The 26,813-nt window shown below is 52.8% G+C and carries 20 protein-coding genes; 13 read left to right on the top strand and 7 right to left on the bottom strand.

Annotation, left to right across the window (positions count from 1 at the left end; genetic code table 11):
* Nucleotides 1-33: 33 nt before the first annotated feature.
* The gene (gene btuF, locus J1G48_RS17970) at nt 34-834 is read right to left on the bottom strand and encodes a vitamin B12 ABC transporter substrate-binding protein BtuF (protein ID WP_001118838.1); all 801 of its coding nucleotides are present in this window, start codon (nt 832-834) and stop codon (nt 34-36) included.
* Entirely contained in the window at nt 827-1,525 is a 699-nt protein-coding gene (mtnN, locus tag J1G48_RS17965; RefSeq protein ID WP_000689824.1) for a 5'-methylthioadenosine/S-adenosylhomocysteine nucleosidase, read from the bottom strand. Before mtnN ends, btuF begins: the two co-directional genes overlap by 8 nt.
* Before the next feature lie 84 nt (nt 1,526-1,609).
* Between mtnN and dgt the strand changes: the two genes are divergently transcribed.
* The 3 genes from dgt (at nt 1,610) to cdaR (ending at nt 5,994) form a co-directional block, all read left to right on the top strand.
* Entirely contained in the window at nt 1,610-3,127 is a 1,518-nt protein-coding gene (dgt, locus tag J1G48_RS17960) for a dGTPase (protein ID WP_000146451.1), read from the top strand.
* A gap of 129 nt (nt 3,128-3,256) precedes the next feature.
* Nucleotides 3,257-4,684, top strand: a complete 1,428-nt coding sequence (gene degP / locus J1G48_RS17955; protein WP_000753958.1) for a serine endoprotease DegP — start codon at nt 3,257-3,259, stop codon at nt 4,682-4,684.
* 152 nt (nt 4,685-4,836) lie between these two features.
* Nucleotides 4,837-5,994: a DNA-binding transcriptional regulator CdaR gene (cdaR, locus tag J1G48_RS17950; RefSeq protein ID WP_000929459.1), complete on the top strand. Its 1,158-nt coding sequence runs from the start codon at nt 4,837-4,839 to the stop codon at nt 5,992-5,994.
* A gap of 56 nt (nt 5,995-6,050) precedes the next feature.
* Here cdaR and J1G48_RS17945 read toward each other — a convergent pair whose 3' ends face one another.
* A complete protein-coding gene (locus tag J1G48_RS17945; RefSeq protein ID WP_000191143.1) occupies nt 6,051-9,083 on the bottom strand; it encodes a putative mucin/carbohydrate-binding domain-containing protein in 3,033 nt (1,010 codons plus the stop codon).
* Nucleotides 9,084-9,268: 185 nt separating this feature from the next.
* Nucleotides 9,269-9,655, bottom strand: coding sequence for a DUF3461 family protein (locus J1G48_RS17940; RefSeq protein ID WP_000272193.1), 387 nt, complete (start codon nt 9,653-9,655; stop codon nt 9,269-9,271).
* 246 nt (nt 9,656-9,901) lie between these two features.
* Between J1G48_RS17940 and J1G48_RS17935 the strand changes: the two genes are divergently transcribed.
* Nucleotides 9,902-11,203, top strand: coding sequence for an MFS transporter (locus J1G48_RS17935; protein ID WP_000017181.1), 1,302 nt, complete (start codon nt 9,902-9,904; stop codon nt 11,201-11,203).
* A 36-nt stretch (nt 11,204-11,239) separates the two neighbouring features.
* On the opposite strand, the gene dapD is transcribed toward J1G48_RS17935, so the two are convergent.
* From dapD to map, 3 genes are all read right to left on the bottom strand, one after another.
* Entirely contained in the window at nt 11,240-12,064 is an 825-nt protein-coding gene (dapD, locus tag J1G48_RS17930; RefSeq protein WP_001186670.1) for a 2,3,4,5-tetrahydropyridine-2,6-dicarboxylate N-succinyltransferase, read from the bottom strand.
* Nucleotides 12,065-12,093: 29 nt separating this feature from the next.
* Complete coding sequence (gene glnD, locus J1G48_RS17925) at nt 12,094-14,766, bottom strand: bifunctional uridylyltransferase/uridylyl-removing protein GlnD (RefSeq protein WP_001094519.1); 2,673 nt, start codon at nt 14,764-14,766, stop codon at nt 12,094-12,096.
* Nucleotides 14,767-15,003: 237 nt separating this feature from the next.
* Entirely contained in the window at nt 15,004-15,798 is a 795-nt protein-coding gene (gene map, locus J1G48_RS17920) for a type I methionyl aminopeptidase (protein WP_001018214.1), read from the bottom strand.
* Between the two features lie 450 nt (nt 15,799-16,248).
* Here map and rpsB point away from each other — a divergent pair, with 450 nt between their 5' ends.
* The 9 genes from rpsB (at nt 16,249) to bamA (ending at nt 26,745) form a co-directional block, all read left to right on the top strand.
* Nucleotides 16,249-16,974 carry a 30S ribosomal protein S2 gene (gene rpsB, locus J1G48_RS17915; RefSeq protein WP_000246886.1) on the top strand — a complete coding sequence of 242 codons (726 nt, stop codon included), beginning with the start codon at nt 16,249-16,251 and terminating at the stop codon, nt 16,972-16,974.
* Between the two features lie 257 nt (nt 16,975-17,231).
* On the top strand, nt 17,232-18,083 hold the full coding sequence (gene tsf, locus J1G48_RS17910; RefSeq protein ID WP_000808106.1) for a translation elongation factor Ts: 852 nt from the start codon (nt 17,232-17,234) through the stop codon (nt 18,081-18,083).
* Nucleotides 18,084-18,227: 144 nt separating this feature from the next.
* Nucleotides 18,228-18,953 (top strand): UMP kinase, encoded by a 726-nt coding sequence (gene pyrH, locus J1G48_RS17905; protein ID WP_000224567.1) that lies wholly within the window; start codon nt 18,228-18,230, stop codon nt 18,951-18,953.
* A 146-nt stretch (nt 18,954-19,099) separates the two neighbouring features.
* On the top strand, nt 19,100-19,657 hold the full coding sequence (frr, locus tag J1G48_RS17900; protein ID WP_000622423.1) for a ribosome recycling factor: 558 nt from the start codon (nt 19,100-19,102) through the stop codon (nt 19,655-19,657).
* 140 nt (nt 19,658-19,797) lie between these two features.
* On the top strand, nt 19,798-20,994 hold the full coding sequence (gene ispC, locus J1G48_RS17895; RefSeq protein WP_000811903.1) for a 1-deoxy-D-xylulose-5-phosphate reductoisomerase: 1,197 nt from the start codon (nt 19,798-19,800) through the stop codon (nt 20,992-20,994).
* 312 nt (nt 20,995-21,306) lie between these two features.
* Nucleotides 21,307-22,065 carry a (2E,6E)-farnesyl-diphosphate-specific ditrans,polycis-undecaprenyl-diphosphate synthase gene (ispU, locus tag J1G48_RS17890; protein ID WP_000947413.1) on the top strand — a complete coding sequence of 253 codons (759 nt, stop codon included), beginning with the start codon at nt 21,307-21,309 and terminating at the stop codon, nt 22,063-22,065.
* 12 nt (nt 22,066-22,077) lie between these two features.
* Nucleotides 22,078-22,935, top strand: coding sequence for a phosphatidate cytidylyltransferase (gene cdsA / locus J1G48_RS17885; RefSeq protein ID WP_000922422.1), 858 nt, complete (start codon nt 22,078-22,080; stop codon nt 22,933-22,935).
* An 11-nt stretch (nt 22,936-22,946) separates the two neighbouring features.
* Entirely contained in the window at nt 22,947-24,299 is a 1,353-nt protein-coding gene (rseP, locus tag J1G48_RS17880) for a sigma E protease regulator RseP (RefSeq protein ID WP_000949014.1), read from the top strand.
* A gap of 31 nt (nt 24,300-24,330) precedes the next feature.
* Nucleotides 24,331-26,745, top strand: a complete 2,415-nt coding sequence (gene bamA / locus J1G48_RS17875; protein WP_001240929.1) for an outer membrane protein assembly factor BamA — start codon at nt 24,331-24,333, stop codon at nt 26,743-26,745.
* Nucleotides 26,746-26,813: the final 68 nt, after the last annotated feature.

The raw sequence follows: 26,813 nt of genomic DNA, 5'->3' as shown, positions 1-26,813 counted from the left end.
CGAATCCCCACTGGGAGCCTGGTAAGACAGGCTCTAATTCACCTGTGAAAGCGCATTACAGAGTTGTTTTGCGGCGAGGATAATACGCGGGCTTGCGCGTTCAAACCAGTCGCTGTTAAGCGGAATAACCGGAATTTTTAACAGGTTTCCCCAGTATTGTTCAATTTTGAGAATTTCGCCCGCTTTTCCGGCCACGATAATGGCCTGGGGATGCCTTGCCAGCACCTGTTCACGGCTGACTTGCGGCCACGGCACGCGGCTGTCAGCAAAGACGTTTTCTCCGCCGCAGGTCGTCAAAACCTGATGTTGAATAGACCCTTTACCACTGGTAAACAGAGGATTCATGCCAAACTGAAGAAAGACGCGCTTTTTAGCTTTACCGGCATACTCGGCGTTGAGCGCGGCGTACTCGTTTAGCAATGTCTGCGCTGCCTGCTGAGCCTTTTCCGGCTGCGGGCTCCAGGCGGCCAGTTGGCGGAGCGTGTCGGCGATCTGTTCGATGCTTACCGCGTCCACCCACATGACCTTAATACCTAATGACGTCAGTTGGTTTACCTGGCGTTCCGCATTACCGCCGCGCCAGGCGACGACCAGATCCGGCTTCAGCGCCACAATGCGTTCCAGATTCATTCCCTGCCAGGTAGAGACCTGTTCTATTTTTTGCGCTTCGGGCGGGTAGTCGGAATAGCTGCTGACGCCAACGGGCGTAATCCCGGCGGCAAAAGCAAGCTCCGTATTGGCGGGAGAGAGGGTAATTACGCGCGGCGCAGCGTAAAGCCACACCGGGAGCGTAAGCAGCAGGGCGACCAGCGCCCTGAACATTTGCTTAGCCATGCGCCAGTTTCTGTACCAGCGTTTCGACCATCAGAGTCGACTGTTTCGCCGCCACCGCGAGGAATTCGTCAAAGCTGAGGTGCGATTGCTGATCGGCCACGTCAGAAATAGCGCGTACCACCACGAACGGCACGCTGAAGTTATAGCAGACGTGGGCGATAGCGGTGGCTTCCATCTCTACGGCGACCGCGTCGGGGAAGTTATGCCGAATTTTCGCCAGCCCGACGGAGCCGTTAATAAACGCGTCGCCGCTAACAATAAGGCCGCGTACCGCGTTCAGATTCAACTCCCTGATGCAGGATTCCGCGGCGGCAATCAGTTTGTCATCGGCCTTAAATCCGGCCGGACAGCCCGGTAATTGCCCGTATTCATAGCCGAAAGCGGTCACATCAGCGTCGTGGTAACGCGCTTCGTCAGAGACGACGATATCGCCGACCTTCAGCGTGGACGCCAGACCGCCTGCGGAACCGGTATTGATGATCACGTCCGGCTTGCAGTGCTCCAGAAGCAACGTTGCGCCCAGCGCCGCCGCGACTTTACCGATACCGGATTTCAGCAACGCCACTTCGGTGCCGTTCAACTGGCCAGTGTAAATTTCGCAGCCGCCCAGCGTAATCGTCTGACGGTTGTCAATTTTGTCACGCAGCAGCGTAACTTCTTCTTCCATTGCGCCAATGATGCCGATTTTCATAGATTTACTCGCGATAAGTCAGTTTTGGGGGCATAGTTTATCATGCGCTTATGGGGAAGCGCATTTCTCAGGCGGGGAGAGGATATGGCATCGATCGATTTCCGAAATAAAATTAACTGGCATCGTCGTTATCGTTCACCGCAGGGCGTAAAGACGGAACATGAGATCCTGCGGATTTTTGAAAGCGATCGCGGGCGGATTATCAACTCTCCGGCTATACGCCGTTTGCAGCAAAAAACGCAGGTTTTCCCGCTGGAGCGCAATGCCGCGGTGCGTACTCGTCTGACGCATTCGATGGAGGTGCAGCAGGTGGGGCGTTATATCGCGAAAGAGATTTTAAGCCGCCTGAAAGAGCAAAACCGACTGGAGGAGTACGGTCTGGATGCGCTGACCGGTCCCTTTGAAAGTATTGTGGAAATGGCCTGCCTGATGCACGACATCGGTAATCCGCCGTTCGGTCATTTTGGCGAGGCGGCGATCAATGACTGGTTTCGTCAGCGGCTGCATCCGGAAGATGCGGAAAGTCAGCCGCTCACGCATGATCGCTGTGTGGTTTCCTCGCTACGGCTACAGGAAGGCGAAGAAAATCTGAACGATATTCGCCGCAAGGTACGTCAGGATATCTGCCATTTTGAAGGCAATGCACAGGGAATTCGTCTGGTACATACGCTCATGCGGATGAATCTTACCTGGGCGCAGGTTGGCGGAATTTTAAAATATACCCGTCCGGCATGGTGGCGAGGGCCGGTGCCGGATTCCCATCGCTATTTAATGAAGAAACCGGGCTATTATCTTTCTGAAGAGAAGTATATTGCGAGGTTACGTAAAGAACTGCAGTTAGCGCCTTACAGTCGCTTTCCATTAACGTGGATTATGGAAGCCGCAGATGATATTTCTTATTGTGTCGCCGATCTTGAAGACGCGGTAGAGAAAAGAATCTTTAGCGTTGAGCAGCTTTATCACCATTTATATCACGCGTGGGGCCACCATGAGAAGGATTCGCTGTTTGAGCTGGTGGTAGGAAATGCGTGGGAAAAATCACGCGCCAATACATTAAGCCGCAGTACCGAAGATCAGTTTTTTATGTATTTACGGGTAAATACATTAAATAAACTGGTGCCCTATGCCGCTCAGCGTTTTATTGATAATTTGCCGCAGATTTTTGCCGGTACCTTCAATCAGGCGCTGCTGGAAGATGCCAGCGGTTTTAGCCGCCTGCTTGGACTCTATAAGAATGTGGCGGTTGAACATGTGTTTAGCCATCCGGATGTAGAACAGCTTGAACTACAGGGATACCGGGTGATCAGCGGGTTATTAGATATCTATCAGCCGCTATTAAGCTTGTCGCTTAACGACTTTCGCGAGCTGGTGGAAAAAGAACGGTTGAAACGCTTCCCTATAGAATCGCGCTTATTTCAGAAACTTTCTACGCGCCATCGTTTGGCCTACGTGGAAGTCGTCAGTAAATTACCCACGGATTCGGCGGAGTACCCGGTACTGGAATATTATTATCGCTGTCGGTTGATTCAGGATTATATCAGCGGGATGACTGACCTTTACGCATGGGATGAATATCGGCGTTTGATGGCGGTCGAACAGTAAATGGACTTTTGTAAAGATGGACAATAAATTTTTACTTTTTCCAGAAACTTTGTTCCGGAACTTCGCGTTATAAAATGAATCTGACGTACACAGCAATTTTGCGTTACCTGTTAATCGAGATTGAAACACATGAAAAAAACCACATTAGCAATGAGTGCACTGGCTCTGAGTTTAGGTTTGGCATTGTCGCCTCTGTCTGCCACGGCGGCTGAAACGTCCTCTTCAGCAATGACTGCCCAGCAGATGCCAAGCCTGGCACCGATGCTCGAAAAAGTGATGCCATCGGTGGTCAGTATTAATGTTGAAGGTAGCACCACGGTGAATACGCCGCGTATGCCGCGTAATTTCCAGCAGTTCTTTGGCGATGACTCCCCGTTCTGCCAGGACGGTTCTCCGTTCCAGAATTCTCCGTTCTGCCAGGGCGGCGGTAACGGCGGCAACGGCGGTCAGCAACAGAAATTCATGGCGCTGGGCTCCGGCGTAATTATTGACGCCGCGAAGGGCTACGTCGTCACCAACAACCACGTGGTTGATAACGCCAGCGTGATTAAAGTACAGCTTAGCGATGGACGTAAATTCGATGCTAAAGTGGTAGGCAAAGATCCGCGTTCTGATATCGCGCTGATTCAAATTCAGAATCCGAAGAACCTGACGGCGATTAAGCTGGCGGACTCCGACGCGCTGCGCGTGGGGGATTATACCGTCGCTATTGGTAACCCGTTTGGTCTGGGCGAAACGGTGACGTCAGGTATCGTTTCGGCGCTGGGGCGTAGCGGCCTGAACGTAGAAAATTACGAGAATTTTATTCAGACCGACGCCGCGATTAACCGCGGTAACTCCGGCGGCGCGCTGGTGAACCTGAACGGTGAGCTGATCGGTATTAACACCGCGATTCTGGCGCCGGACGGCGGCAACATCGGTATCGGCTTCGCTATCCCCAGTAACATGGTGAAAAACCTGACGTCGCAGATGGTGGAATACGGCCAGGTGAAACGCGGCGAACTGGGGATCATGGGGACTGAGCTGAATTCCGAATTGGCGAAAGCGATGAAAGTCGACGCCCAGCGTGGCGCGTTCGTCAGCCAGGTGATGCCGAATTCGTCCGCGGCGAAAGCGGGTATCAAAGCCGGGGATGTCATTACCTCGCTGAACGGTAAACCGATCAGCAGCTTTGCGGCGCTGCGCGCTCAGGTCGGCACTATGCCGGTCGGCAGCAAAATCAGCCTCGGTCTGCTGCGTGAAGGTAAAGCGATTACGGTTAATCTGGAACTGCAGCAGAGCAGCCAGAGTCAGGTTGATTCCAGCACCATCTTCAGCGGGATTGAAGGCGCTGAAATGAGCAATAAAGGCCAGGATAAAGGCGTTGTGGTGAGCAGCGTGAAAGCGAACTCACCCGCCGCGCAAATTGGCCTCAAAAAAGGCGATGTGATTATCGGCGCTAACCAGCAGCCGGTGAAAAATATCGCCGAGCTGCGTAAGATTCTCGACAGCAAGCCGTCGGTACTGGCGCTGAATATTCAGCGTGGTGATAGTTCTATTTATTTGCTGATGCAGTAATCACCTTTGTCCCCCTTCCACCACGGAAGGGGGCAACACTTTTCTGTGAAACTCCCCACAACTCCATACTTCTTTGCACCGTTTTGTGCATTTGCACAATGTCGAGGCCTGTCATCTTCCTTATGCTTGTGCTCTGCTCACAGGAGGGATTTATGGCTGGCTGGCATCTTGATACCAAAATGGCGCAGGATATCGTGGCGCGCACTATGCGCATCATCGATACCAATATCAACGTAATGGATGCCCGCGGGCGTATTATCGGCAGCGGCGATCGGGAACGTATTGGTGAATTGCACGAAGGCGCGCTGTTAGTGCTGTCGCAGGGCCGGGTTGTGGATATTGACAACGCCGTGGCGCGACACCTGCACGGGGTGCGTCAGGGGATTAATCTTCCCTTACGTCTTGAGGGCGAAATTGTCGGCGTGATCGGCCTCACCGGCGAACCAGAGCATCTGCGTAAATATGGCGAACTGGTGTGTATGACTGCCGAAATGATGCTGGAGCAGTCGCGGTTAATGCACCTTTTGGCGCAGGATAGCCGTTTGCGCGAAGAGCTGGTGATGAACCTGATTCAGGCCGAAGAAAATACGCCGGCGCTGGTGGAATGGGCGCAGCGTTTGGGGATCGATTTGAACCAGCCGCGTGTGGCGGCGGTGGTGGAAGTCGACAGCGGCCAGCTTGGCGTCGATAGCGCAATGGCGGAACTTCAGCAGTTGCAGAATGCGCTTACCACGCCGGAGCGTAACAACCTGATAGCCATTGTTTCTCTCACCGAGATGGTGGTGCTCAAACCCGCCTTAAACTCGTTTGGTCGCTGGGATGCTGAAGATCATCGTAAGCGCGTAGAGCAGCTTATCTCGCGAATGAAAGAGAATGGTCAGCTACGTTTTCGCGTGGCGCTGGGCAATTACTTTACCGGGCCGGGCAGTATTGCACGTTCATACCGCACGGCGCGCACTACGATGATGGTCGGCAAACAGCGGATGCCAGAAAGCCGCAGCTATTTTTATCAGGATTTGATGCTGCCGGTTCTGTTAGATAGCCTGCGTGGCGGCTGGCAGGCCAATGAGCTGGCGCGCCCGCTGGTAAAACTCAAAGCGATGGATAACAACGGGTTATTACGTCGGACGCTGACGGCGTGGTTTCGCCATAATGTCCAGCCGCTGGCGACCTCTAAGGCGCTGTTTATTCATCGTAACACGCTGGAATATCGGCTAAATCGTATTTCGGAACTGACCGGGCTGGATTTGGGAAATTTTGACGATCGGCTGTTGCTGTATGTGGAGCTACAATTGGATGAACAGCGTTAAGCCCGGCGGCGCTTCGTTGACCAGAGCAGGGAAATTGGGCGAAGTGGTAGGCCGGATTAGGCAAAGCCGCCATCCGACAACGTAATCTCACAGCGCCCGAAGACGCTGTGATGGGGGGGGTAATTCGTGGTCAGGCGCTGTAATCCCCGCGCCGTGACCTGCCAGATCACGTGTTGCGGCTGCGGCCAGCTTTCGCCATTGAGCGGGTTGCGGATAACCGACTGGTCTGCGCCCTCGGCATGAAAGACCTCAATCGTATAATCCTCATCCAGCCCGCAGACGTCAGTATAGCCGCCAAGCTGCACCGAACCTTTTATCGACTGACGGTAAACCACCGTACCGCGCGTATTATAAATCGTCACTGCCGCATATTCCGTTGCGAAGTCGCTATGCGGCGCAATTGGGTATGCGGTAAAGATAAATTGTTGCGCACGGATGTCTATTTCCATACTGGCAAAACCATTTTCTTCCTTGCCAATAAGCTGCCAGCTGAATTTATCGCCATATAATGCGGCAGCATCGGAGGTATTTTTCTCTTCCGTTTGTTCCGGTGAGTCGACCTCCAGCCCATCGCTCACCACGCGCCAGCGGTTGTGTTTTTTCAGCCTGACGTTTTGCCCGGTCGTTTCATTGATGGCGCTGCAACGGTAAGGTTCGTCATGGAAGAGCTCAATGTACATTCCCGCTTGCAAAACAACCGTATCGCTATCGGCTGAATAGTGGGTGATGCCATCATAATGACGGCTATAGATAACCTCGCCGGACTCCTCCTTTATCGTGAGCGTGCTGTATGTCGCGGTATAGTAGGGATGAGGCTGCCCGGCCAGTGTTTCTATTGTCATGCGCTGTTGCCGATTATCGTAAGCAAGCTGGCAAAACGTTCTGTCGCCTTGTCCGCGTAACTGCAACGTCACGCCTTTACCGATGCCTTCGCCCGGCTCGCTGTTATCCGCCGGCAGCACATCAACGCTGTCGCGCATTAACGCGCTACGGGTCGGCTCTTCAATATGGGAGAGCATCAGCCAGAGATCGTTTTTGCAAGCGGCATAAGGTTGCGCCATTAATAAAGGGCAGGCGCGGATAGCATCTGCGCGATGGGTAAACATAGCCTGGAGATCTGCGGCAGGATCGTTGTTGAGCGAAAAATGATAAAGCCCTTCGCTATCAAGACGCAGTAACTGATATTTCGTCGACGAGACCAATGTCAGATAGCCCGGCGAGGCTTTCAGGCGGCCAGGCTCGGCATGATAAAGATAAAGGTGGTAGTGGTCGCTAAACGGCACCACAATTTTTCCGGTGGCGCAGTTTATTCCGTTCATCTTACGTTCAAAAACCTTTTCGCCGCTGGCGGTTAACACCGTTATGCTGGCGTATAACGTATTCGCGAAGTAGCTGTGCTGCGTGGCGTTCGTGATATCCAGAACTAATTGTCTGGCCTCATGATCCACGGCTAAACGGGCGAAGGGCATGTCACCGTAGCCGAGGAAAATCAACTGCTCGTTATACGCGGCGCTGTCCTGCAAGGCGGTGAAATTAACGGTAAGTGCGTTTTCCCCTTCGCGGATAACCACATAGTCCGTGTCCGGGCGGTATTTCTGCGATCGCCCTTTGGGCAGGGTGAGATGGTAAATGCCAATGGGCAGGGGAGTTAACGTGAGCGTACTGTCGTTGACGGGCAATGTATACGTGCTGCCGGCGTTGTCGTGTAGCGTTAAGGCGCGTCCATAAAGTTGCTCCGGCTGATCGATATTCAGCGTTAGCGTGAGCGTTCCCGTTTTGTTCAGCTCCGCCAGTTCGGCGTTTTCAACCAGCCAGACAAAAGAGTCCAGCCCTAACTGTTGGCGCGCGCTTTCCCATTCGCGCTCCGGCAACAGATCGTAAAGCGGCCAGACGGGTTTTACCGCCTGTGCGGCGATCTGCTCGCGGGTGAACGCATCGACCGGTAAGCCGCACAGCTGAATAAACGGCGCGACGTCATAACCTGAGGCTGTGGCGATGGCGTCCGCCAGCAGATCGGTCAGGCGATGCTCGCAGGGCAAAAAGTTTTCGTCAGCACCCAGCTCGCGGTAGTTCTGGTTAAACACTCGAAAGGCTTCTGTTCCGCCTTTAAATAACATCAGCATCAGAAATTGCAGGCGGGGGCGGACGCCCCAGGCGTTAACCGGCGTGCGATTCCGCAGATAGGTAATGAATTGCAATTCCTGCTCAGACTGCCGTCCGTAATTGTAGAGCCAGCCGTCGGTATAAAGATGGTTCCCCTGGTTCAGGTTAAGCTGCTGGAAAAACGCGGCGTAAATGTTGTTCCACACCTCACCGACTGGCAGGTCGACGTCATTCATAAAGACGCCCTGATAGCCGTGACCGATTTCATGCAGAATCGTCCACTGCGTGGCGACATTATCGATCCACCCCTGGCTTAATGTTGCAGCCGTTTGCGCGCACCACCAGGGGAGATAATAAGCCGCGCCGACGCCGTGTTTATCCGCTTTAATAAAATAGCGGTTAGCGACATTTTGATTAAGCGGCGAAGCAGGGCTATCGCTGAGACCAGTCCAGCCATTATAGGCGTCGATCACTCGCGTGTAGTACGCATCCAGCGCGGTGATACCGGCGTTGATGACATTAGCGCGATCCGCCCAGGGCAGCAGAAAACGCACGCGGTCCAGTTCCAGTAGGGCAAAAGGCGACGCCTGTTCTTCCCAGGTCTGGAAAAAAGCGTCTTCGGATTGCCCCTTACGCCAGTGTGGCAAATTTTTATTGCTGGTTGGCTGTCGGTAGATCACCGAAAACTCGCCGCCCTGCGCAAAAAAGAGGGTATCAATAAAGGGAACGGAATCGACCGTTGTGCTGATCGTTTGCCAGTTGCCGTTCAGCGTAAGCGATTTCTCACACGCTGAGTCATTGCACAGCAGACGGAGTCTGGCGTTACCGGCGTTGTTATTTGGCTGGCGGATTTGCAGCTGCGTATTCGCTGGCAGAATAAATCCCAGCGCCTGGCGGTCGTGCTCGCGCCCCTTTTCAAATTTGATGTTATCCAGTCCGGGGGCCGCAGGCAGCGAATAACATGTTAGCGTGATTTCCTGAGTCATATAACCTCCATAAATAGGGAGGATGAACATAGCTTTTTATTTTTATTAATAAATACAGCAGGATAACGAAATGATATGTATAGAGCCGCTGTGAGGCATAGTGATGAAAAATGGCGGTAGCCGTGAGGCGGATGAGAGGGAGCAGCAGAGTGATAGGGGCTCGAAATGAAGCCCCGGCAGCTTTTTTATTTGCGGGTAAGCTTGTCCAGATCGGCTTCGATTTCACTGATCTTATTCGCGACGACGCTTTCCAGGTGGCGCAAGTCGTCAAGGATCTTACGTTTGAGATCGAGTTCTGAGCGGTCGCGCTGGCAGATTTGGTCCAGCTCGTCAATCACATAGCGTAGGTTAGGGCTAATCTCCTGTACTTCTTTATAACCCTGACCGATGCCATCGGCCACCACCGTTTTACGCTGGCGTGGATACTTAAACTTCACGCTTTTAGCAAAGAATTCACCTCTATCCTTTTGAAAATAGATTTTCAGGATATCGTTATTGGCTTCTTGCCGCAGGCTGTAACGATCGATTTCCTCAGGATTGGTAATGCCCAGACTTTTTAGATTGTCATACATAGCGGTATCCTTCATCACACTATAACTTTTGAATAATTAACGAAAAATTGGTTTTTCGCCACCAATGTATACAAAAAAAGCGTAGTTGATCGCAGAAGACGTCTCGGCAACGTCATGAGCAAAAGGGCGGCGGTTATTGATAGCTTAAGTAATTCAACGCGATATTCCGTTTATAGAGAAAGCGTTTGAGGTCAGTGTGGGAAATTGACCGGAGGCAGTGGTCGATAACCTTGAGAGGCGGAATCTATGTCCGGAACGTATAATGCCACTATTCGCCGGGTGGTGATTTCCGCCTGGATAGGAAACTCCATTGAATATTATGATTTTCTATTATATGGCCTGGCAAGCGCGCTGGTATTTGGCCCGCTTTTTTTCCCTGGCGCCAGCCCATTGACTGCAACGTTATCTTCTTTTGCCAGTTTCGGCGTGGGATTTATTTCCCGACCGCTGGGCGCGCTATTTTTTGGCAACAGGGGGGATACGCTTGGGCGTAAAAACACGTTATTAATCACGTTAGGCGGGATGGGCGCGGTCACGTTTCTCATCGGTTGCCTGCCTTCTTACGCCAGTATCGGCGCGCTGGCGCCTGCTTTACTGGTTATTCTGCGTTTTCTACAGGGATTTATGGTTGGAGGCGAATGGGGAGGCGCCATGTTGATGGTCGTGGAATATGCTGCTGGAAAGCACCGGGGGCGGTTAAGCGCGCTATCGCAAACAGGAGGACTCACGGGACAATTATTGGCGACAGGCGTATTTATAGTCGTGACCCAATTACCGAAGGAGGCGTTGTTATCGTGGGGATGGCGTATTCCTTTTCTGCTCAGTGCGCTTTTGGTGTTGCCTGGATTATATATGCGTCATCGTCTGGATGAGACGCCTGTCTTCCGTGCGTTTAAAAAGCAGCAGGCCATTAATCATAGGCAGCAAAGAGAAGAAAGGCCGGTGGTCAAAGTAGTACGAGAACAATGGCGCAGCATTTTGCTGATTATAATTCTGCGTTTTGCGGAAAGCGTTCCCTTTTTTCTTGCCACCGTCTTCGCGGTTTCCTGGGCGACGACGCAGCTTGGGATTGCCAGCCTGACTATTCTGTACATTGTAATGTTCACCTGTCTGCTGGCGTATCCCATGCACGTGCTATTTGGCATCATGTCGGATCGGCGTGGCTGCCGTCAGGTGTATATTTTCGGCGCGCTTTTTGTCGCGGCAATGGCTTTTCCCTTTTTCTGGCTGCTGGAAAGCCGTTCGCTCATACTGATGACAATGGGCTACGTTCTGCTTATTAACATTGGTCATAATTCACTGAATGCCGTGCAACCTTCTTTTTTCGCCGGACTGTTTCATCCGCCTGTACGCTACAGCGGTTCATCAATTGGCGCTCAGTTGGGGGCGGTTGTGGCAGGGGGATTCACGCCGTTTATCGCTAAAGCGTTAAGCGCAGTCTATGATAACAGTTGGACTTTGGTTGCCGGTTATGTCGTTTTGACTGCGCTGGCTTCGGCGTTTGCGGCAAAGATTGCGCCGGAAACCGTGTTACCGCATTCGCCGTAATGCAAAGGGGGGCTGTCGCCCCCGCTTTTCACTCGCTTAATCAATAGTGCGCAATAATTCGTTAATGCCCACTTTACCACGCGTTTTGGCGTCGACTTTTTTCACGATCACCGCGCAGTACAAACTGTACTTACCGTCTTTTGACGGCAGGTTGCCGGAAACGACCACGGAGCCCGCCGGTACGCGGCCATAGTGAACTTCACCGGTTTCGCGATCGTAGATTTTGGTGCTCTGGCCGAGGTATACCCCCATGGAAATGACGGAACCTTCTTCGACAATGACGCCTTCCACGACCTCAGAACGCGCGCCAATAAAGCAGTTGTCTTCAATGATGGTTGGGTTAGCCTGCAGCGGCTCCAGTACGCCGCCGATACCCACGCCGCCGGAAAGGTGAACATTTTTACCAATCTGCGCGCAGGAACCCACCGTCGCCCAGGTGTCAACCATGGTGCCTTCGTCAACGTAGGCGCCGATGTTAACGTAAGACGGCATCAGCACGGTGTTGCGGGCGATAAATGCGCCCTGACGAACGGCCGCAGGCGGAACGACGCGGAAGCCTTCTTTCTGAAAACGCGCTTCGTCGTAATCAGCGAATTTCATCGGGACTTTATCGAAGTAGCGGCTTTCCGCACCGTCGATAACCTGGTTATCGTTAATACGGAAAGAGAGCAGAACCGCTTTCTTCAACCACTGGTGAGTGACCCACTGACCGTCGATTTTTTCTGCGACACGCAGCGCGCCGGAATCAAGTAGAGAAATGACCTGTTTTACCGCCTCTCGGGTCACGGTATCTACATTAGCCGGCGTAATATCGGCGCGGCGCTCAAAAGCGGTCTCAATAACGTTCTGTAACTGCTGCATTGTTAAACTCTTTCATATAAATAAACACACTACCCTTTATCGTTTGGATTGAGGGCCGCTGTCAACCGTTGTTGCACCTCAAGTTGCAGCACATTATTAAGTGCGCGCCGATCCGCTGTGGCGATTATGAATAAATCTTCTACTCGTTCACCAATGGTTGTAATTCGGGCGCCATGAAGCGAAATTCCCAGATCGGCAAAAATTTGTCCGACCCTGGCCAGCAGACCAGGCTGATCGAGCGCGATCAATTCCATGAATGATTTTCTGTCGGTATGGGTGGGCAAAAAATTGACTTCCGTTTCGACCGTAAAGTGCCGTAACTTTGCCGGTTGCCGACGCGGCTGCGGCGGCTGCCAGCTACGCTGCGTAATGGTTTGTTCAAGACCGGTGCGAATAACGTCATGGCGATCCGCCGCCAGCGGGCTGCCGTCTGGTTCCAGAACAATAAACGTATCCATTGCCATGCCGTCGCGAGTGGTAAAGATCTGCGCGTCATGGACGCTTAAATTACGCCTGTCCAGCTCGGCGCAGACGGCGGCAAACAGATAGGGTCTGTCCGGACTCCAGATAAAAATTTCGGTTCCACCGCGCGTGGCCTGCGGACTGAGCAACACTAACGGTTGGCGCAGATCGTGCTGCAATAAATGGCGTGCGTGCCAGGCGAGCTGATTTGGACTATGACGAACAAAATAGTTAGCGCGACAGCGGGTCCAGATTTTGTGCAGCGCGGCTTCATCAATATTGTCCATTCGCAGCAGCGCCAGCGCCTGAAGCTGATGGTGACGCACGCGCTCACGCATATCCGGCGTATTTTGCATTCCACGCCTGAGCTGTTTTTCAGTGGCGAAGTACAGCTCGCGCAGCAGGCTCTGTTTCCAGCTATTCCACAAGGTTTCGTTGGTCGCGCAGATGTCCGCGACGGTCAGGCAGACCAGAAAACGCAGCCGTGTTTCGGTTTGCACCTCTTCGGCAAACTGCTTGATGACTTCCGGATCCTGGATGTCGCGGCGCTGGGCGGTGACTGACATTAGCAGGTGTTGGCGCACCAGCCAGGCGACCAGTTGCGTTTCGCGTGAGTTCAAACCGTGCAGTTCGGCGAAGGTGAGTACATCCTGCGCGCCCAGTACCGAATGGTCGCCGCCGCGTCCTTTCGCAATATCGTGGAACAGCGCGGCGATCAGGATCAGTTCCGGATGGGGAAGCCGCGGCCAGAGATCGACGCATAGCGGATGGCGCTGGCGCGTCTCTTCTTTCGCAAAGCTCTCCAGTTTGAGCATTACGCGGATGGTGTGTTCATCCACCGTGTATGCGTGGAACAGGTCAAACTGCATTTGTCCGACGATGTGTGACCACTGCGGCATATAAGCCCACAGTACGCTGTGGCGATGCATGGGCAGCAGGCCGCGGCTGACCGCGCCGGGATGGCGCAGCATACTAAGAAACAGAGTGCGCGCCTCCGGGATGTAACACAGCGGTTGGCTCAGGTGGCGGCGGGCGTGGCGCAAATGGCGTAACGTCGTAGAGTAGATGCCGGTGATCGCGCTATTGCGCACCATCATATAAAACATCCGCAGGATCGCTTGCGGTTCGCGGATAAACAGCGTGTCGTCACGCAGATCAATAAGCGTGCCGCGCAGTTGAAACTCATCGTCAACAGGACGTGGTTTTTCATCCGCAGGTAGCGCCAGAATCGCCTCGTCAAATAGCTGAAGCAGCATCTGATTAAGTTCGCTCACCCGGCGCGTAACCCGGAAGTAGTCTTTCATCATCCGCTCAACCGGATCATTGCCCTCGCCGCTGTAGTTAAGGCGTTGAGCGACGCTTAACTGGCGGTCGAACAGCAGGCGGTTATCGTAGCGGCTGACCACCAGATGTAGCGCAAAGCGAATGCGCCACAGGATATGCAGGCACTCGTTGAGCTCCGCGCGCTCAGCGGGGGTTAAAAAGCCGAATCCCACCATCTCATCGAGCGAGGTAGCGCCGAAGTGACGTCGGGCGACCCACTGTAACGTATGGATATCGCGCAGGCCGCCGGGGCTGCTTTTAATATCCGGCTCCAGATTATAGCTGGTACCGTGATAGCGCTGGTGGCGCTGGTTCTGCTCTTCTACTTTGGCGGCGTAAAATTTGTCGGACGGCCAAAAACCTTCGCTGAAAATATGTTTTTGTAGTGCCAGAAACAGAGCGACATCACCGATCAGCAGGCGCGTTTCGATGAGGTTTGTTGCAACGGTTAAATCAGACAGACCTTCCAGCAGACACTCTTCCAGCGTACGTACGCTATGCCCGACATCCAGCTTGACGTCCCATAATAAAGTCAGCAGCTCGCCGACCTTTTGCGCCTGTTCATCAGGCAGCTTTTTGCGGCTTAAAATGAGCAGATCAATATCGGAAAGCGGATGCAGTTCACCGCGTCCATAGCCGCCGACGGCGACCAGCGCCAGATCGGCAATCTGACCGAAACCGGCCTCAATCCACAGGCGTTGCAATAACTGGTCGATAAATTCGGTTCGGGCTTCAATAAGCTGTTCAGCACAAATGCCGCTGTCAAATGCCTCTCCCAGCCAGTGTTGAAAGATGTCGATGCGGGCTTTGATACCGGCGACGGTCAGTTCAGCGCGCGGCCAGACGCCAGGGTTTTGCGGCTGGTCAGGGAGGGTGGGGAGTGCGGTATTCGCGTGCTGTTCAGGAAGAGTATTCATATGCGCCACCCATTAAAAAGCCGGATAATGGCGTGAACGCCTTATCCGGCCTACGTATTTACTCTTCATCCTTCAAGTTGCTTCTACGTTGGCTGCGCTCGTTCACTCCAGTCACGTACTTATGTACGCTCCTGAAGATTCACTCTCTTGCCGCCTTGAGGCAACTCGAATGATTTTGAGTAAAGGTGTAATTTGTAGGCCTGATAAGATGCGAAGGCATCGCCATCAGGCAAAACATTATTCGTCGTGTGTGATGATCGCCGGGATGGTGTCATCTTTACGCAGCGTCAGAATTTCACAGCCGTTTTCCGTTACCACAATAGTATGCTCGTACTGAGCAGACAAGCTGCGGTCTTTGGTTTTTACCGTCCAGCCGTCTTTCATGGTGCGGATACGGTAATCCCCGGCGTTCAGCATCGGTTCAATGGTAAAGGTCATGCCAGGCTGCAACACGACGCCGCCATCGTCTGCATCATAATGCAGCACCTGCGGTTCTTCATGGAAGCCGCGACCAATACCGTGTCCGCAGTATTCACGTACCACGGAGAAACCTTCGCCTTCGGCATATTTCTGGATGGCGGCGCCAATGGTGCGCAGGCGGATGCCCGGTTTCACCATTTTGATGCCCAGATACAGGCTCTCTTGCGTGACGCGGCACAGACGCTCGCCCAGAATGGTCGGTTTGCCGACGATAAACATCTTCGAGGTATCGCCGTGGAATTCATCTTTAATCACGGTCACGTCGATGTTGACGATATCACCATCTTTCAGATGTTTAGCGTCATCCGGAATGCCGTGGCACACCACTTCATTAATAGAGATACAGACGGATTTCGGATAGCCGTGGTAGCCGAGGCAGGCGGAGATCGCGTGTTGTTCGTTAACGATGTAATCGTTACAGATACGGTCCAGTTCGCCGGTGGTGACGCCCGGTTTGATATACGGTTCGATCATTTCCAGCACTTCGGCTGCCAGACGGCCCGCGACGCGCATTTTTTCGATGTCTTCAGATGTCTTGATAGAGATAGCCATGAATTCTGTCCATCAGTGCCGATGATTTCGGCAATAATTGTGTAAGTGCTGACAATGGTATCAGTCAGGGGTGTGCCCTGCCAAATTGAGAATCATTCTGAACTTCGCCTTTCGTGCCACAGGTGCGTTGGCGACATTTTTTCACCCCAGTCACTTACTGGCCGTAAGCTCCCGGGGATGCAAAAATTTGCCGCCTGCCTGTAACACGAAATTCATCGTTCAATTCAGCACTGAGTGCCAACAATTATTGGTGTCGGTGGCGTATTTGTGGTATAAAGCGCGCCGGACTTCCGATCCATTCGAAGACTACACACGATGGACGGGAGCGACAAATCTCACTTTGTGTAACAACACACACGTATCGGCACATATTCCGGGGTGCCCTTTGGGGTCGGTAATATGGGATACGTGGAGGCATAACCCCAACTTAATCTATAGAGGTTTTAAATCATGGCAACTGTTTCCATGCGCGACATGCTCAAGGCTGGTGTTCACTTCGGTCACCAGACCCGTTACTGGAACCCGAAAATGAAGCCGTTCATCTTCGGCGCGCGTAACAAAGTTCACATCATCAACCTTGAGAAAACTGTACCGATGTTCAACGAAGCTCTGGCTGAACTGAACAAGATCTCTGCTCGTAAAGGTAAAATCCTTTTCGTTGGTACTAAACGCGCTGCAAGCGAAGCGGTGAAAGAAGCTGCTAACAGCTGCGACCAGTTCTTCGTGAACCATCGCTGGCTGGGCGGTATGCTGACTAACTGGAAAACAGTTCGTCAGTCCATCAAACGTCTGAAAGACCTGGAAACTCAGTCTCAGGACGGTACTTTCGAAAAGCTGACCAAGAAAGAAGCGCTGATGCGTACTCGTGAGCTTGAGAAACTGGAAAACAGCCTGGGCGGTATCAAAGACATGGGCGGTCTGCCGGACGCTCTGTTCGTTATCGATGCTGACCACGAGCACATTGCTATCAAAGAAGCGAACAACCTGGGTATCCCGGTATTTGCTATCGTTGATACCAACTCTGATCCGGACGGCGTTGACTTCGTTATCCCGGGTAACGATGACGCAATCCGTGCTGTTAGCCTGTACCTGGGCGCTGTCGCTGCAACCGTTCGTGAAGGCCGTTCTCAGGATCTGGCTTCCCAGGCGGAAGAAAGCTTCGTAGAAGCCGAGTAATAAGGCTTGATAACTCCCTAAAATAGTTCGAGTTGCAGGAAGGCGGCAAGCTCGAGAATTCCCGGGAGCTTACATCAGTAAGTGACCGGGATGAGCGAGTGAAGGCAACGCGCCTGCGGCTCGAAATATGAAGGGGAGAGCCCTTATAGACCAGGTAGTATCACGTTTGGTTAGGGGGCCTGTATATGGCCCCCTTTTTCACTTTTATATCTGTGCGGTTTGATGCCGGGCAGATCAAATCTTTCGAGGATTTTAGAATGGCTGAAATTACCGCATCCCTGGTAAAAGAGCTGCGTGAGCGTACCGGCGCAGGCATGATGGATTGCAAAAAAGCGCTGACTGAAGCGAATGGCGACATTGAGCTGGCAATCGAAAACATGCGTAAGTCTGGCGCTATCAAAGCGGCGAAAAAAGCAGGCAACGTGGCTGCTGACGGCGTAATCAAAACCAAAATCGACGGCAACGTCGCTTTCATTCTGGAAGTTAACTGCCAGACTGACTTCGTGGCTAAAGATGCTGGCTTCCAGGCATTTGCTGACAAAGTGCTGGACGCCGCTGTTGCTGGCAAAATCACTGACGTAGAAGTCCTGAAAGCGCAGTTCGAAGAAGAGCGCGTTGCTCTGGTAGCGAAAATCGGCGAGAACATCAACATTCGTCGCGTCGCTTCCCTGGAAGGCGACGTTCTGGGTTCTTACCAGCACGGTGCGCGCATCGGCGTTCTGGTTGCCGCTAAAGGCGCTGACGAAGAGCTGGTTAAGCAGCTGGCGATGCACGTTGCGGCAAGCAAGCCGGAATTCGTTAAGCCGGAAGATGTGTCTGCTGACGTGGTAGAGAAAGAGTACCAGGTACAGCTGGACATCGCGATGCAGTCCGGTAAGCCGAAAGAAATCGCAGAGAAAATGGTTGAAGGCCGCATGAAGAAATTCACCGGCGAAGTTTCTCTGACTGGTCAGCCTTTCGTCATGGAACCGAGCAAATCTGTTGGCCAACTGCTGAAAGAGCACAACGCTGACGTGACTGGCTTCATCCGCTTTGAAGTGGGCGAAGGCATTGAGAAAGTCGAGACTGACTTTGCAGCAGAAGTTGCTGCGATGTCTAAGCAGTCCTGATTTTCCTGAGGAGCCGCCTGAGGGCGGCTTCTTTTTGCGCCTCTCTTGTAAAATCAGCCGACGCCTGGCGTCTGCGCTGAAATGCGACGTACAATGTCGCCGGAATTAACTCATATCAATCGTTGACAGTCTCAGGAAAGAAACATGGCTACCAATGCAAAACCCGTCTATAAACGCATTCTGCTTAAATTAAGCGGCGAAGCTCTGCAGGGTACGGAAGGCTTCGGTATTGATGCAAGCATACTGGATCGTATGGCTCAGGAGATCAAAGAACTGGTTGAACTGGGTATTCAGGTTGGTGTGGTGATTGGCGGTGGTAACCTGTTCCGTGGCGCGGGTCTGGCAAAAGCGGGGATGAACCGCGTTGTGGGCGACCACATGGGCATGTTGGCCACCGTCATGAACGGCCTGGCAATGCGTGATGCGCTTCACCGCGCCTATGTGAACGCCCGCCTGATGTCGGCAATTCCTTTAAACGGCGTGTGCGACAACTACAGTTGGGCCGAGGCGATTAGCCTGCTGCGTAATAACCGTGTTGTGATTCTGTCTGCAGGTACGGGTAACCCGTTCTTCACTACCGACTCTGCGGCCTGTCTGCGCGGGATCGAAATTGAAGCGGATGTCGTACTGAAAGCGACCAAAGTGGATGGTGTATTCACTGCCGATCCGGCAAAAGATCCTTCCGCGACCATGTACGATCAGCTGACCTACAGCGAAGTGCTGGATAAAGAGCTGAAAGTGATGGATCTGGCGGCGTTCACGCTGGCTCGTGACCACAAACTGCCGATTCGTGTTTTCAACATGAACAAACCGGGCGCGCTGCGTCGTGTGGTGATGGGCGAAAAAGAAGGGACGTTAATCACGGAATAATTCCCGTGAGCGCCAAATACGGGTAAGATTCTGTTCTATTGACGGGTCTTATTACCTGGCAGAAATTAAACGAGACTATACTTAGCACATCTTTATATTGTGTGACCGTCTGGTCTGACTGAGACTAGTTTTCAAGGATTCGTAACGTGATTAGCGATATCAGAAAAGATGCTGAAGTACGCATGGAAAAATGCGTTGAAGCGTTCAAAACCCAAATCAGCAAAGTGCGCACGGGTCGTGCTTCTCCCAGCCTGCTGGATGGTATTGTCGTAGAATACTATGGCACTCCGACCCCGCTGCGCCAGTTGGCAAGCGTAACGGTAGAAGACTCCCGTACCTTAAAAATTAACGTGTTTGACCGTTCTATGGGGCCAGCCGTTGAAAAAGCGATCATGGCGTCAGACCTCGGTTTGAATCCAAGCTCTGCGGGCACCGACATTCGCGTTCCGCTGCCGCCGCTGACCGAAGAACGTCGTAAAGATCTGACGAAAATTGTCCGTGGCGAAGCGGAGCAGGCGCGTGTCGCCGTTCGTAACGTCCGTCGTGATGCGAACGATAAAGTAAAAGCTCTACTGAAAGATAAAGCGATCAGTGAAGATGACGATCGTCGCTCTCAGGAAGAAGTACAGAAAATGACCGACGCGGCAATTAAGAAAGTTGATGCGGCGTTGGCAGATAAAGAAGCAGAACTGATGCAGTTCTGATTGATCTGTACGCAGATATAAACTCATTCCACCGCTAACCTGGCGGATGAGTGGTGTACAAAGCGCCGCGCAGAAGACATTATCAGGTCTCCTGTGCGGCGTTTTGCTTTTTATTCCGTTTCAACACTTCTGGACGTTTCATGAAGCAATTAACCATTCTGGGCTCGACCGGCTCTATTGGTTGCAGCACACTGGACGTGGTGCGCCATAATCCTGATAGCTTCCGCGTTATCGCGCTGGTGGCGGGTAAAAATGTCGCCCGCATGGCGGAGCAGTGCCTGGAGTTCTCGCCGCGTTATGCCGTGATGGACGATACGTCGAGCGCAGAACAGCTCAAAATAATGCTTCAGCAGCATGGCAGCCGCACCGAGGTTCTGAGCGGTCAGCAGGCTGCCTGTGAGATGGCGGCGCTTGATGAGGTCGGGCATGTGATGGCGGCCATTGTGGGCGCGGCTGGTTTACTGCCGACCCTGGCGGCGATTCGCGCAGGGAAGACGATTCTGCTGGCGAATAAAGAATCGCTGGTGACCTGCGGGCGGCTGTTTATGGACGAAGTAAAACGCAGCAACGCCCGGCTTTTACCCGTCGATAGCGAACATAACGCGATTTTTCAGAGTTTGCCGCAATCTATTCAGCATAATCTGGGATACGCTGACCTTGAGCAAAATGGCGTAACGTCGATTTTGCTTACCGGGTCTGGTGGCCCGTTTCGTGAAACGCCCATGTGCGATCTGGCAGCGATGACGCCGGATCAGGCATGTCGTCATCCGAACTGGTCGATGGGGCGAAAAATCTCCGTCGACTCCGCCACCATGATGAATAAAGGTCTGGAATACATTGAAGCGCGTTGGTTATTTAATGCCAGCGCACGTCAGATGGAAGTGTTGATCCATCCGCAATCGGTCATTCATTCGATGGTGCGTTATCAGGACGGCAGCGTCCTGGCGCAGCTTGGAGAACCTGACATGCGTACGCCTATTGCGCATACGATGGCATGGCCGAATCGCGTCACGTCCGGCGCGCAGCCGCTCGATTTTTGCAAACTCAGCGCGCTGACGTTTAGCGCGCCAGATTATCAGCGTTATCCTTGCCTGAAGCTGGCGATGGAGGCGTTTGAGCAAGGTCAGGCGGCAACGACGGCGCTCAATGCGGCAAACGAAATCACCGTTGCCGCGTTTCTGGCGCAACAGATTCGTTTTACCGATATCGCCGGGCTCAATTTAGCGGTGCTGGAGAGGATGGATTTACACGAACCGGCAAGCGTTGAGGACGTATTGCAGGTTGACGCCATCGCGCGTGAAGTAGCCAGAAAACAAGTGATACGGCTCTCACGCTGACGATTATCCCGCGACAGAAGATCGTGCTATTTGTTAGCGTTGGGCTTCGGTGATATAGTCTGCGCCACCTGATCGCAGGTTTTTGGCTTTTTTCGGTCAGGTTAGCCGTGGTTTTACACGGCTTTTTTGTGGATACACAAAATCATTCAGGACGCATCGGGACGGCAGGCGAGTACGTTCCCGGCGTGCGCAGACAGCGCACGACAGGGGCGATGACGCGCGGTCATCCGCGAAGCGAACCGAAGAGAATGTGTATAAAGGCTTCAGTATTCCTGAGTACCGCTAAATCCTTTCAGGGACAAAAAACGCGTTATGTTGTCTGCAACTCAACCAGTAAGCGAAAATTTGCCAGCGCATGGCTGCCGTCATGTTGCAATAATTATGGATGGCAATGGTCGCTGGGCGAAAAAGCAAGGGAAGATCCGGGCCTTTGGGCATAAAGCCGGGGCGAAGTCCGTCCGGCGAGCGGTCTCTTTTGCTGCCAATAACGGTATTGATGCGTTAACGCTGTATGCCTTTAGTAGTGAAAACTGGAACCGACCGGCGCAGGAAGTGAGCGCGTTAATGGAGCTGTTTGTGTGGGCGCTGGATAGCGAAGTCAAAAGCCTGCACCGCCATAACGTTCGCCTGCGTATTATCGGCGATATCAGCCGATTCAACTCACGTTTACAAGAACGTATTCGCAAATCAGAAGCGCTTACCGCCCATAATACGGGTCTAACGCTGAATATCGCTGCGAATTACGGCGGACGTTGGGATATTGTCCAGGGAGTCCGACAACTGGCGGAACAGGTGCAGGCTGGAGTGCTGCGCCCCGATCAGATTGATGAAGAGAGACTAGGCCAGCAAATCTGTATGCATGAGCTGGCGCCTGTGGATTTAGTAATTAGGACTGGGGGAGAGCATCGCATTAGTAACTTTTTGCTTTGGCAAATTGCCTATGCCGAACTTTACTTTACGGATGTTCTTTGGCCCGATTTCGATGAACAAGACTTTGAAGGTGCGCTGCATGCCTTTGCTAATCGAGAGCGTCGTTTCGGCGGTACCGAGCCTGGTGATGACAAAGCCTGATGGGGGTTGCTTTTGCTGAAGTATCGCCTGATTTCTGCTTTTGTGTTAATACCCGCGGTCATCGCTGCGCTTTTTTTATTGCCGCCGGTGGGGTTCGCCATTATTACGCTGGTTGTCTGTATGCTGGCCGCGTGGGAATGGGGACAGTTAAGCGGTTTCGCCGCGCGTTCACAGCGGGTTTGGCTGGCGGTGCTGTGTGGTCTGTTATTGGCGCTGATGCTATTTTTGTTGCCTGAGTATCATCACAACATTCGTCAACCGCTGGTTGAGATGTCGCTTTGGGCATCGTTAGGATGGTGGGTTGTCGCGCTACTGCTGGTGCTATTTTATCCCGGTTCGGCGGCAATCTGGCGCAACTCAAAAACATTGCGTCTCATTTTCGGTTTGTTAACTATTGTGCCATTTTTCTGGGGCATGCTGGCGCTGCGCGCCTGGCACTATGACGAGAATCATTACAGTGGCGCAATATGGTTACTCTATGTCATGATCCTGGTCTGGGGAGCGGACTCTGGCGCGTATATGTTTGGTAAATTGTTTGGCAAACATAAGCTGGCGCCGAAGGTTTCCCCGGGTAAAACCTGGCAAGGGTTTATCGGCGGGCTTGCTACGGCTGCCGTGATCTCATGGGGCTACGGTATGTGGGCGAATCTGAATGTTGCGCCTGTTATCTTGCTGATTTGCTCTGTGGTGGCGGCTCTGGCTTCTGTACTGGGCGACCTCACCGAGAGTATGTTTAAGCGCGAAGCAGGAATTAAGGATAGCGGCCACTTGATTCCAGGCCATGGCGGCATTCTGGACCGAATTGACAGCCTGACGGCTGCCGTACCGGTCTTTGCTTGCCTGTTGTTACTGGTGTTCAGGACGCTCTAACGGAAGGTTTTATGCTGAGTATTCTCTGGAATCTGGCTGCATTCATCATCGCACTGGGCGTGCTGATCACTGTGCATGAATTTGGTCATTTCTGGGTTGCCCGGCGCTGCGGTGTGCGAGTTGAGCGCTTTTCCATCGGTTTTGGCAAAGCGCTCTGGCGTCGTACCGATCGGTACGGCACCGAGTATGTCATCGCCCTGATCCCGCTGGGCGGCTACGTCAAAATGCTGGATGAGCGCGCCGAACTGGTAGCGCCGGAATTGCGTCGTCACGCCTTCAATAACAAAACGGTGGGCCAGCGCGCCGCAATTATTGCCGCAGGTCCGGTTGCGAACTTCATTTTTGCTATCTTTGCTTACTGGCTGGTCTTTATCATCGGCGTCCCTGGCGTTCGTCCGGTCATTGGCGAAATAACGCCCAACTCGATTGCTGCGCAGGCGCAAATTGCGCCTGGTACGGAACTTAAAGCCGTTGATGGTATCGAAACCCCTGATTGGGATGCCGTGCGTTTACAACTGGTGTCCAAAATTGGCGATCAGCAGACGACGGTGAGCGTCGCGCCGTTTGGTAGCGACCAGCGGCAGGATAAAACGCTTGATTTACGTCACTGGGCATTTGAGCCTGATAAGCAAGATCCTGTATCTTCTTTAGGGATTCGGCCCCGCGGGCCACAGATTGAACCGGTACTGTCAGAAGTGCAGGCGAATTCCGCAGCCAGTAAAGCGGGTTTGCAAGCAGGCGACAGGATCGTTAAAGTCGATGGTCAGCCGTTAACGCAGTGGATGAAATTCGTGACGTTTGTACGCGATAATCCCGGTAAGCCGTTAGCGTTAGAGATTGAAAGGCAGGGGAGCGCCTTGTCGTTGACGTTAACGCCGGATACGAAATCGGTTAACGGAAAGGCGGAAGGGTTTGCAGGCGTGGTGCCTAAAATTATTCCTCTGCCGGAAGAGTACAAGACTATACGCCAGTATGGGCCTTTTAGCGCCATCCTCGAAGCCACGGATAAGACGTGGCAGTTGATGAAGCTGACGGTCAGTATGCTGGGTAAATTGATAACCGGTGATGTGAAACTGAACAACCTCAGTGGGCCGATTTCTATCGCTCAGGGGGCTGGGATGTCAGCGGAGTTCGGGGTGATTTATTACCTGATGTTCCTTGCGCTAATCAGCGTGAACTTAGGGATAATTAACCTGTTTCCGCTGCCCGTTCTTGACGGGGGTCATCTGCTGTTCCTGGCGATTGAAAAGCTTAAGGGCGGGCCGGTATCCGAGCGGGTTCAAGACTTTAGTTATCGCATTGGCTCGATTTTGCTGGTGTTGTTAATGGGGCTTGCACTTTTCAATGATTTCTCTCGGTTGTAAGAGAGTTAGTTAGGAAGAACGCATAATAACGATGGCGATGAAAAAGTTGCTCATAGCGTCGCTGCTGTTCAGCAGCGCCACCGTATACGGTGCTGAAGGGTTCGTAGTGAAGGACATTCATTTCGAAGGCCTGCAGCGAGTCGCCGTTGGTGCGGCTCTCCTCAGTATGCCGGTGCGCACAGGCGACACGGTTAATGATGAAGATATCAGTAACACCATTCGCGCTCTGTTCGCCACCGGCAACTTTGAGGACGTCCGCGTCCTGCGCGATGGTAATACCCTTCTGGTTCAGGTAAAAGAACGTCCGACCATTGCCAGCATCACTTTCTCCGGGAACAAGTCGGTGAAAGATGACATGCTCAAGCAAAACCTCGAAGCGTCTGGCGTACGTGTTGGCGAGTCTCTGGATCGCACCACGTTGTCTGATATCGAAAAAGGTCTGGAAGACTTTTACTATAGCGTAGGTAAATACAGCGCCAGCGTTAAGGCGGTCGTCACGCCGCTACCGCGCAACCGTGTTGATCTTAAACTGGTGTTCCAGGAGGGCGTATCGGCGAAGATCCAACAGATCAACATCGTCGGTAACCATGCCTTTAGCACCGAAGAACTCATTTCTCATTTCCAGTTGCGTGACGAAGTGCCGTGGTGGAACGTCGTCGGCGATCGTAAATACCAGAAACAGAAGCTGGCGGGCGACCTTGAAACCTTGCGCAGCTACTATCTGGATCGCGGCTACGCGCGTTTCAATATTGACTCCACGCAAGTGAGTCTGACGCCGGATAAGAAAGGGATCTACATCACCGTCAATATCACCGAAGGCGATCAGTACAAGCTTTCCGGGGTTCAGGTGAGCGGTAACCTGGCCGGACATTCCGCTGAAATTGAGAAACTGACGAAAATTGAACCGGGCGAGCTCTATAACGGCACCAAAGTGACCAAAATGGAAGATGACATCAAAAAGCTTCTGGGTCGCTATGGTTACGCCTATCCGCGCGTGCAGTCACAGCCTGAAATTAACGATGCTGACAAAACCGTAAAACTGCGCGTGAACGTCGATGCGGGCAACCGTTTCTACGTGCGTAAGATCCGCTTTGAAGGCAACGACACCTCAAAAGATTCCGTTCTGCGCCGTGAAATGCGCCAGATGGAAGGGGCGTGGCTGGGCAGCGACCTGGTTGACCAGGGGAAAGAGCGTCTGAACCGTCTCGGCTTCTTTGAAACCGTCGACACCGACACGCAGCGCGTTCCGGGTAGCCCGGATCAGGTTGATGTGGTGTACAAGGTGAAAGAGCGCAACACCGGTAGCTTTAACTTCGGTATCGGTTACGGTACAGAAAGCGGCGTGAGCTTCCAGGCCGGCGTTCAGCAGGACAACTGGTTAGGTACCGGTTATTCCGTGGGGATTAACGGCACCAAAAACGACTACCAGACCTACAGCGAACTGTCCGTTACTAACCCATACTTTACCGTTGACGGCGTGAGCCTCGGTGGTCGTATCTTCTATAACGACTTCCAGGCGGACGACGCGGATCTATCCGACTATACCAACAAGAGTTACGGTACGGATGTGACGCTTGGCTTCCCCATCAACGAGTACAACACGTTGCGTGCTGGTCTGGGTTATGTCCATAACAAACTGTCCAACATGCAGCCGCAGATCGCGATGGATCGTTATCTTGAGTCGATGGGACAATCTGCTGATACCAGCAGTTTTGCCGCTGATGACTTCACCTTTAACTACGGCTGGACCTATAACAAGCTTGACCGTGGTTATTTCCCGACGGACGGCTCGCGAGTCAACCTGACGGGTAAGGTGACGATCCCAGGTTCCGACAACGAATACTACAAAGTGTCGCTGGATACCGCGACCTATGTGCCTATCGATAACGATCACAAGTGGGTGGTTCTGGGGCGTACTCGTTGGGGTTATGGCGATGGTTTAGGCGGCAAGGAAATGCCGTTCTATGAGAACTTCTATGCCGGTGGTTCCAGTACCGTGCGTGGTTTCCAGTCGAATACTATCGGCCCGAAAGCGGTCTATAAAAATGGCGCCCACACTAGTTGGGACGATAATGATGATTACGAAGACTGTACTCAGGAATCAGGCTGTAAATCAGATGATGCGGTAGGTGGTAATGCCATGGCTGTCGCCAGCCTGGAATTTATTACCCCGACGCCGTTCATCAGCGAAAAGTATGCCAACTCGGTTCGTACCTCCTTCTTCTGGGATATGGGTACCGTTTGGGATACGAACTGGGATCCGTCATCTGCGCCGTCAGATGTACCGGATTACAGCGATCCAGGCAACATCCGTATGTCCGCGGGTATCGCATTACAATGGATGTCCCCATTGGGGCCGTTGGTCTTCTCCTACGCCCAGCCGTTTAAAAAGTACGATGGAGACAAAGCCGAGCAGTTCCAGTTTAACATTGGTAAAACCTGGTAATTGTTCACTGCAAAGGAATGCATTGGTAGTGTAGCGATGACTTTTGGCGATGCCCCCAGGGATCGCCA

Origin of the sequence: Salmonella sp. SAL-020, from assembly GCF_017372215.1 — a bacterium.
In the GTDB taxonomy this organism is placed as follows: domain Bacteria; phylum Pseudomonadota; class Gammaproteobacteria; order Enterobacterales; family Enterobacteriaceae; genus Salmonella; species Salmonella enterica.
This window is presented reverse-complemented; position numbering and strand designations above follow the sequence as displayed.

Bases quoted from the DNA above. Each gene is read 5' to 3' on its own strand.
- btuF (WP_001118838.1), bottom strand. From the start codon at position 834: ATGGCTAAGCAAATGTTCAGGGCGCTGGTCGCCCTGCTGCTTACGCTC.
- mtnN (WP_000689824.1), bottom strand. From the start codon at position 1,525: ATGAAAATCGGCATCATTGGCGCAATGGAAGAAGAAGTTACGCTGCTG.
- dgt (WP_000146451.1), top strand. From the start codon at position 1,610: ATGGCATCGATCGATTTCCGAAATAAAATTAACTGGCATCGTCGTTAT.
- degP (WP_000753958.1), top strand. From the start codon at position 3,257: ATGAAAAAAACCACATTAGCAATGAGTGCACTGGCTCTGAGTTTAGGT.
- cdaR (WP_000929459.1), top strand. From the start codon at position 4,837: ATGGCTGGCTGGCATCTTGATACCAAAATGGCGCAGGATATCGTGGCG.
- J1G48_RS17945 (WP_000191143.1), bottom strand. From the start codon at position 9,083: ATGACTCAGGAAATCACGCTAACATGTTATTCGCTGCCTGCGGCCCCC.
- J1G48_RS17940 (WP_000272193.1), bottom strand. From the start codon at position 9,655: ATGTATGACAATCTAAAAAGTCTGGGCATTACCAATCCTGAGGAAATC.
- J1G48_RS17935 (WP_000017181.1), top strand. From the start codon at position 9,902: ATGTCCGGAACGTATAATGCCACTATTCGCCGGGTGGTGATTTCCGCC.
- dapD (WP_001186670.1), bottom strand. From the start codon at position 12,064: ATGCAGCAGTTACAGAACGTTATTGAGACCGCTTTTGAGCGCCGCGCC.
- glnD (WP_001094519.1), bottom strand. From the start codon at position 14,766: ATGAATACTCTTCCTGAACAGCACGCGAATACCGCACTCCCCACCCTC.
- map (WP_001018214.1), bottom strand. From the start codon at position 15,798: ATGGCTATCTCTATCAAGACATCTGAAGACATCGAAAAAATGCGCGTC.
- rpsB (WP_000246886.1), top strand. From the start codon at position 16,249: ATGGCAACTGTTTCCATGCGCGACATGCTCAAGGCTGGTGTTCACTTC.
- tsf (WP_000808106.1), top strand. From the start codon at position 17,232: ATGGCTGAAATTACCGCATCCCTGGTAAAAGAGCTGCGTGAGCGTACC.
- pyrH (WP_000224567.1), top strand. From the start codon at position 18,228: ATGGCTACCAATGCAAAACCCGTCTATAAACGCATTCTGCTTAAATTA.
- ispC (WP_000811903.1), top strand. From the start codon at position 19,798: ATGAAGCAATTAACCATTCTGGGCTCGACCGGCTCTATTGGTTGCAGC.
- ispU (WP_000947413.1), top strand. From the start codon at position 21,307: ATGTTGTCTGCAACTCAACCAGTAAGCGAAAATTTGCCAGCGCATGGC.
- rseP (WP_000949014.1), top strand. From the start codon at position 22,947: ATGCTGAGTATTCTCTGGAATCTGGCTGCATTCATCATCGCACTGGGC.
- bamA (WP_001240929.1), top strand. From the start codon at position 24,331: ATGGCGATGAAAAAGTTGCTCATAGCGTCGCTGCTGTTCAGCAGCGCC.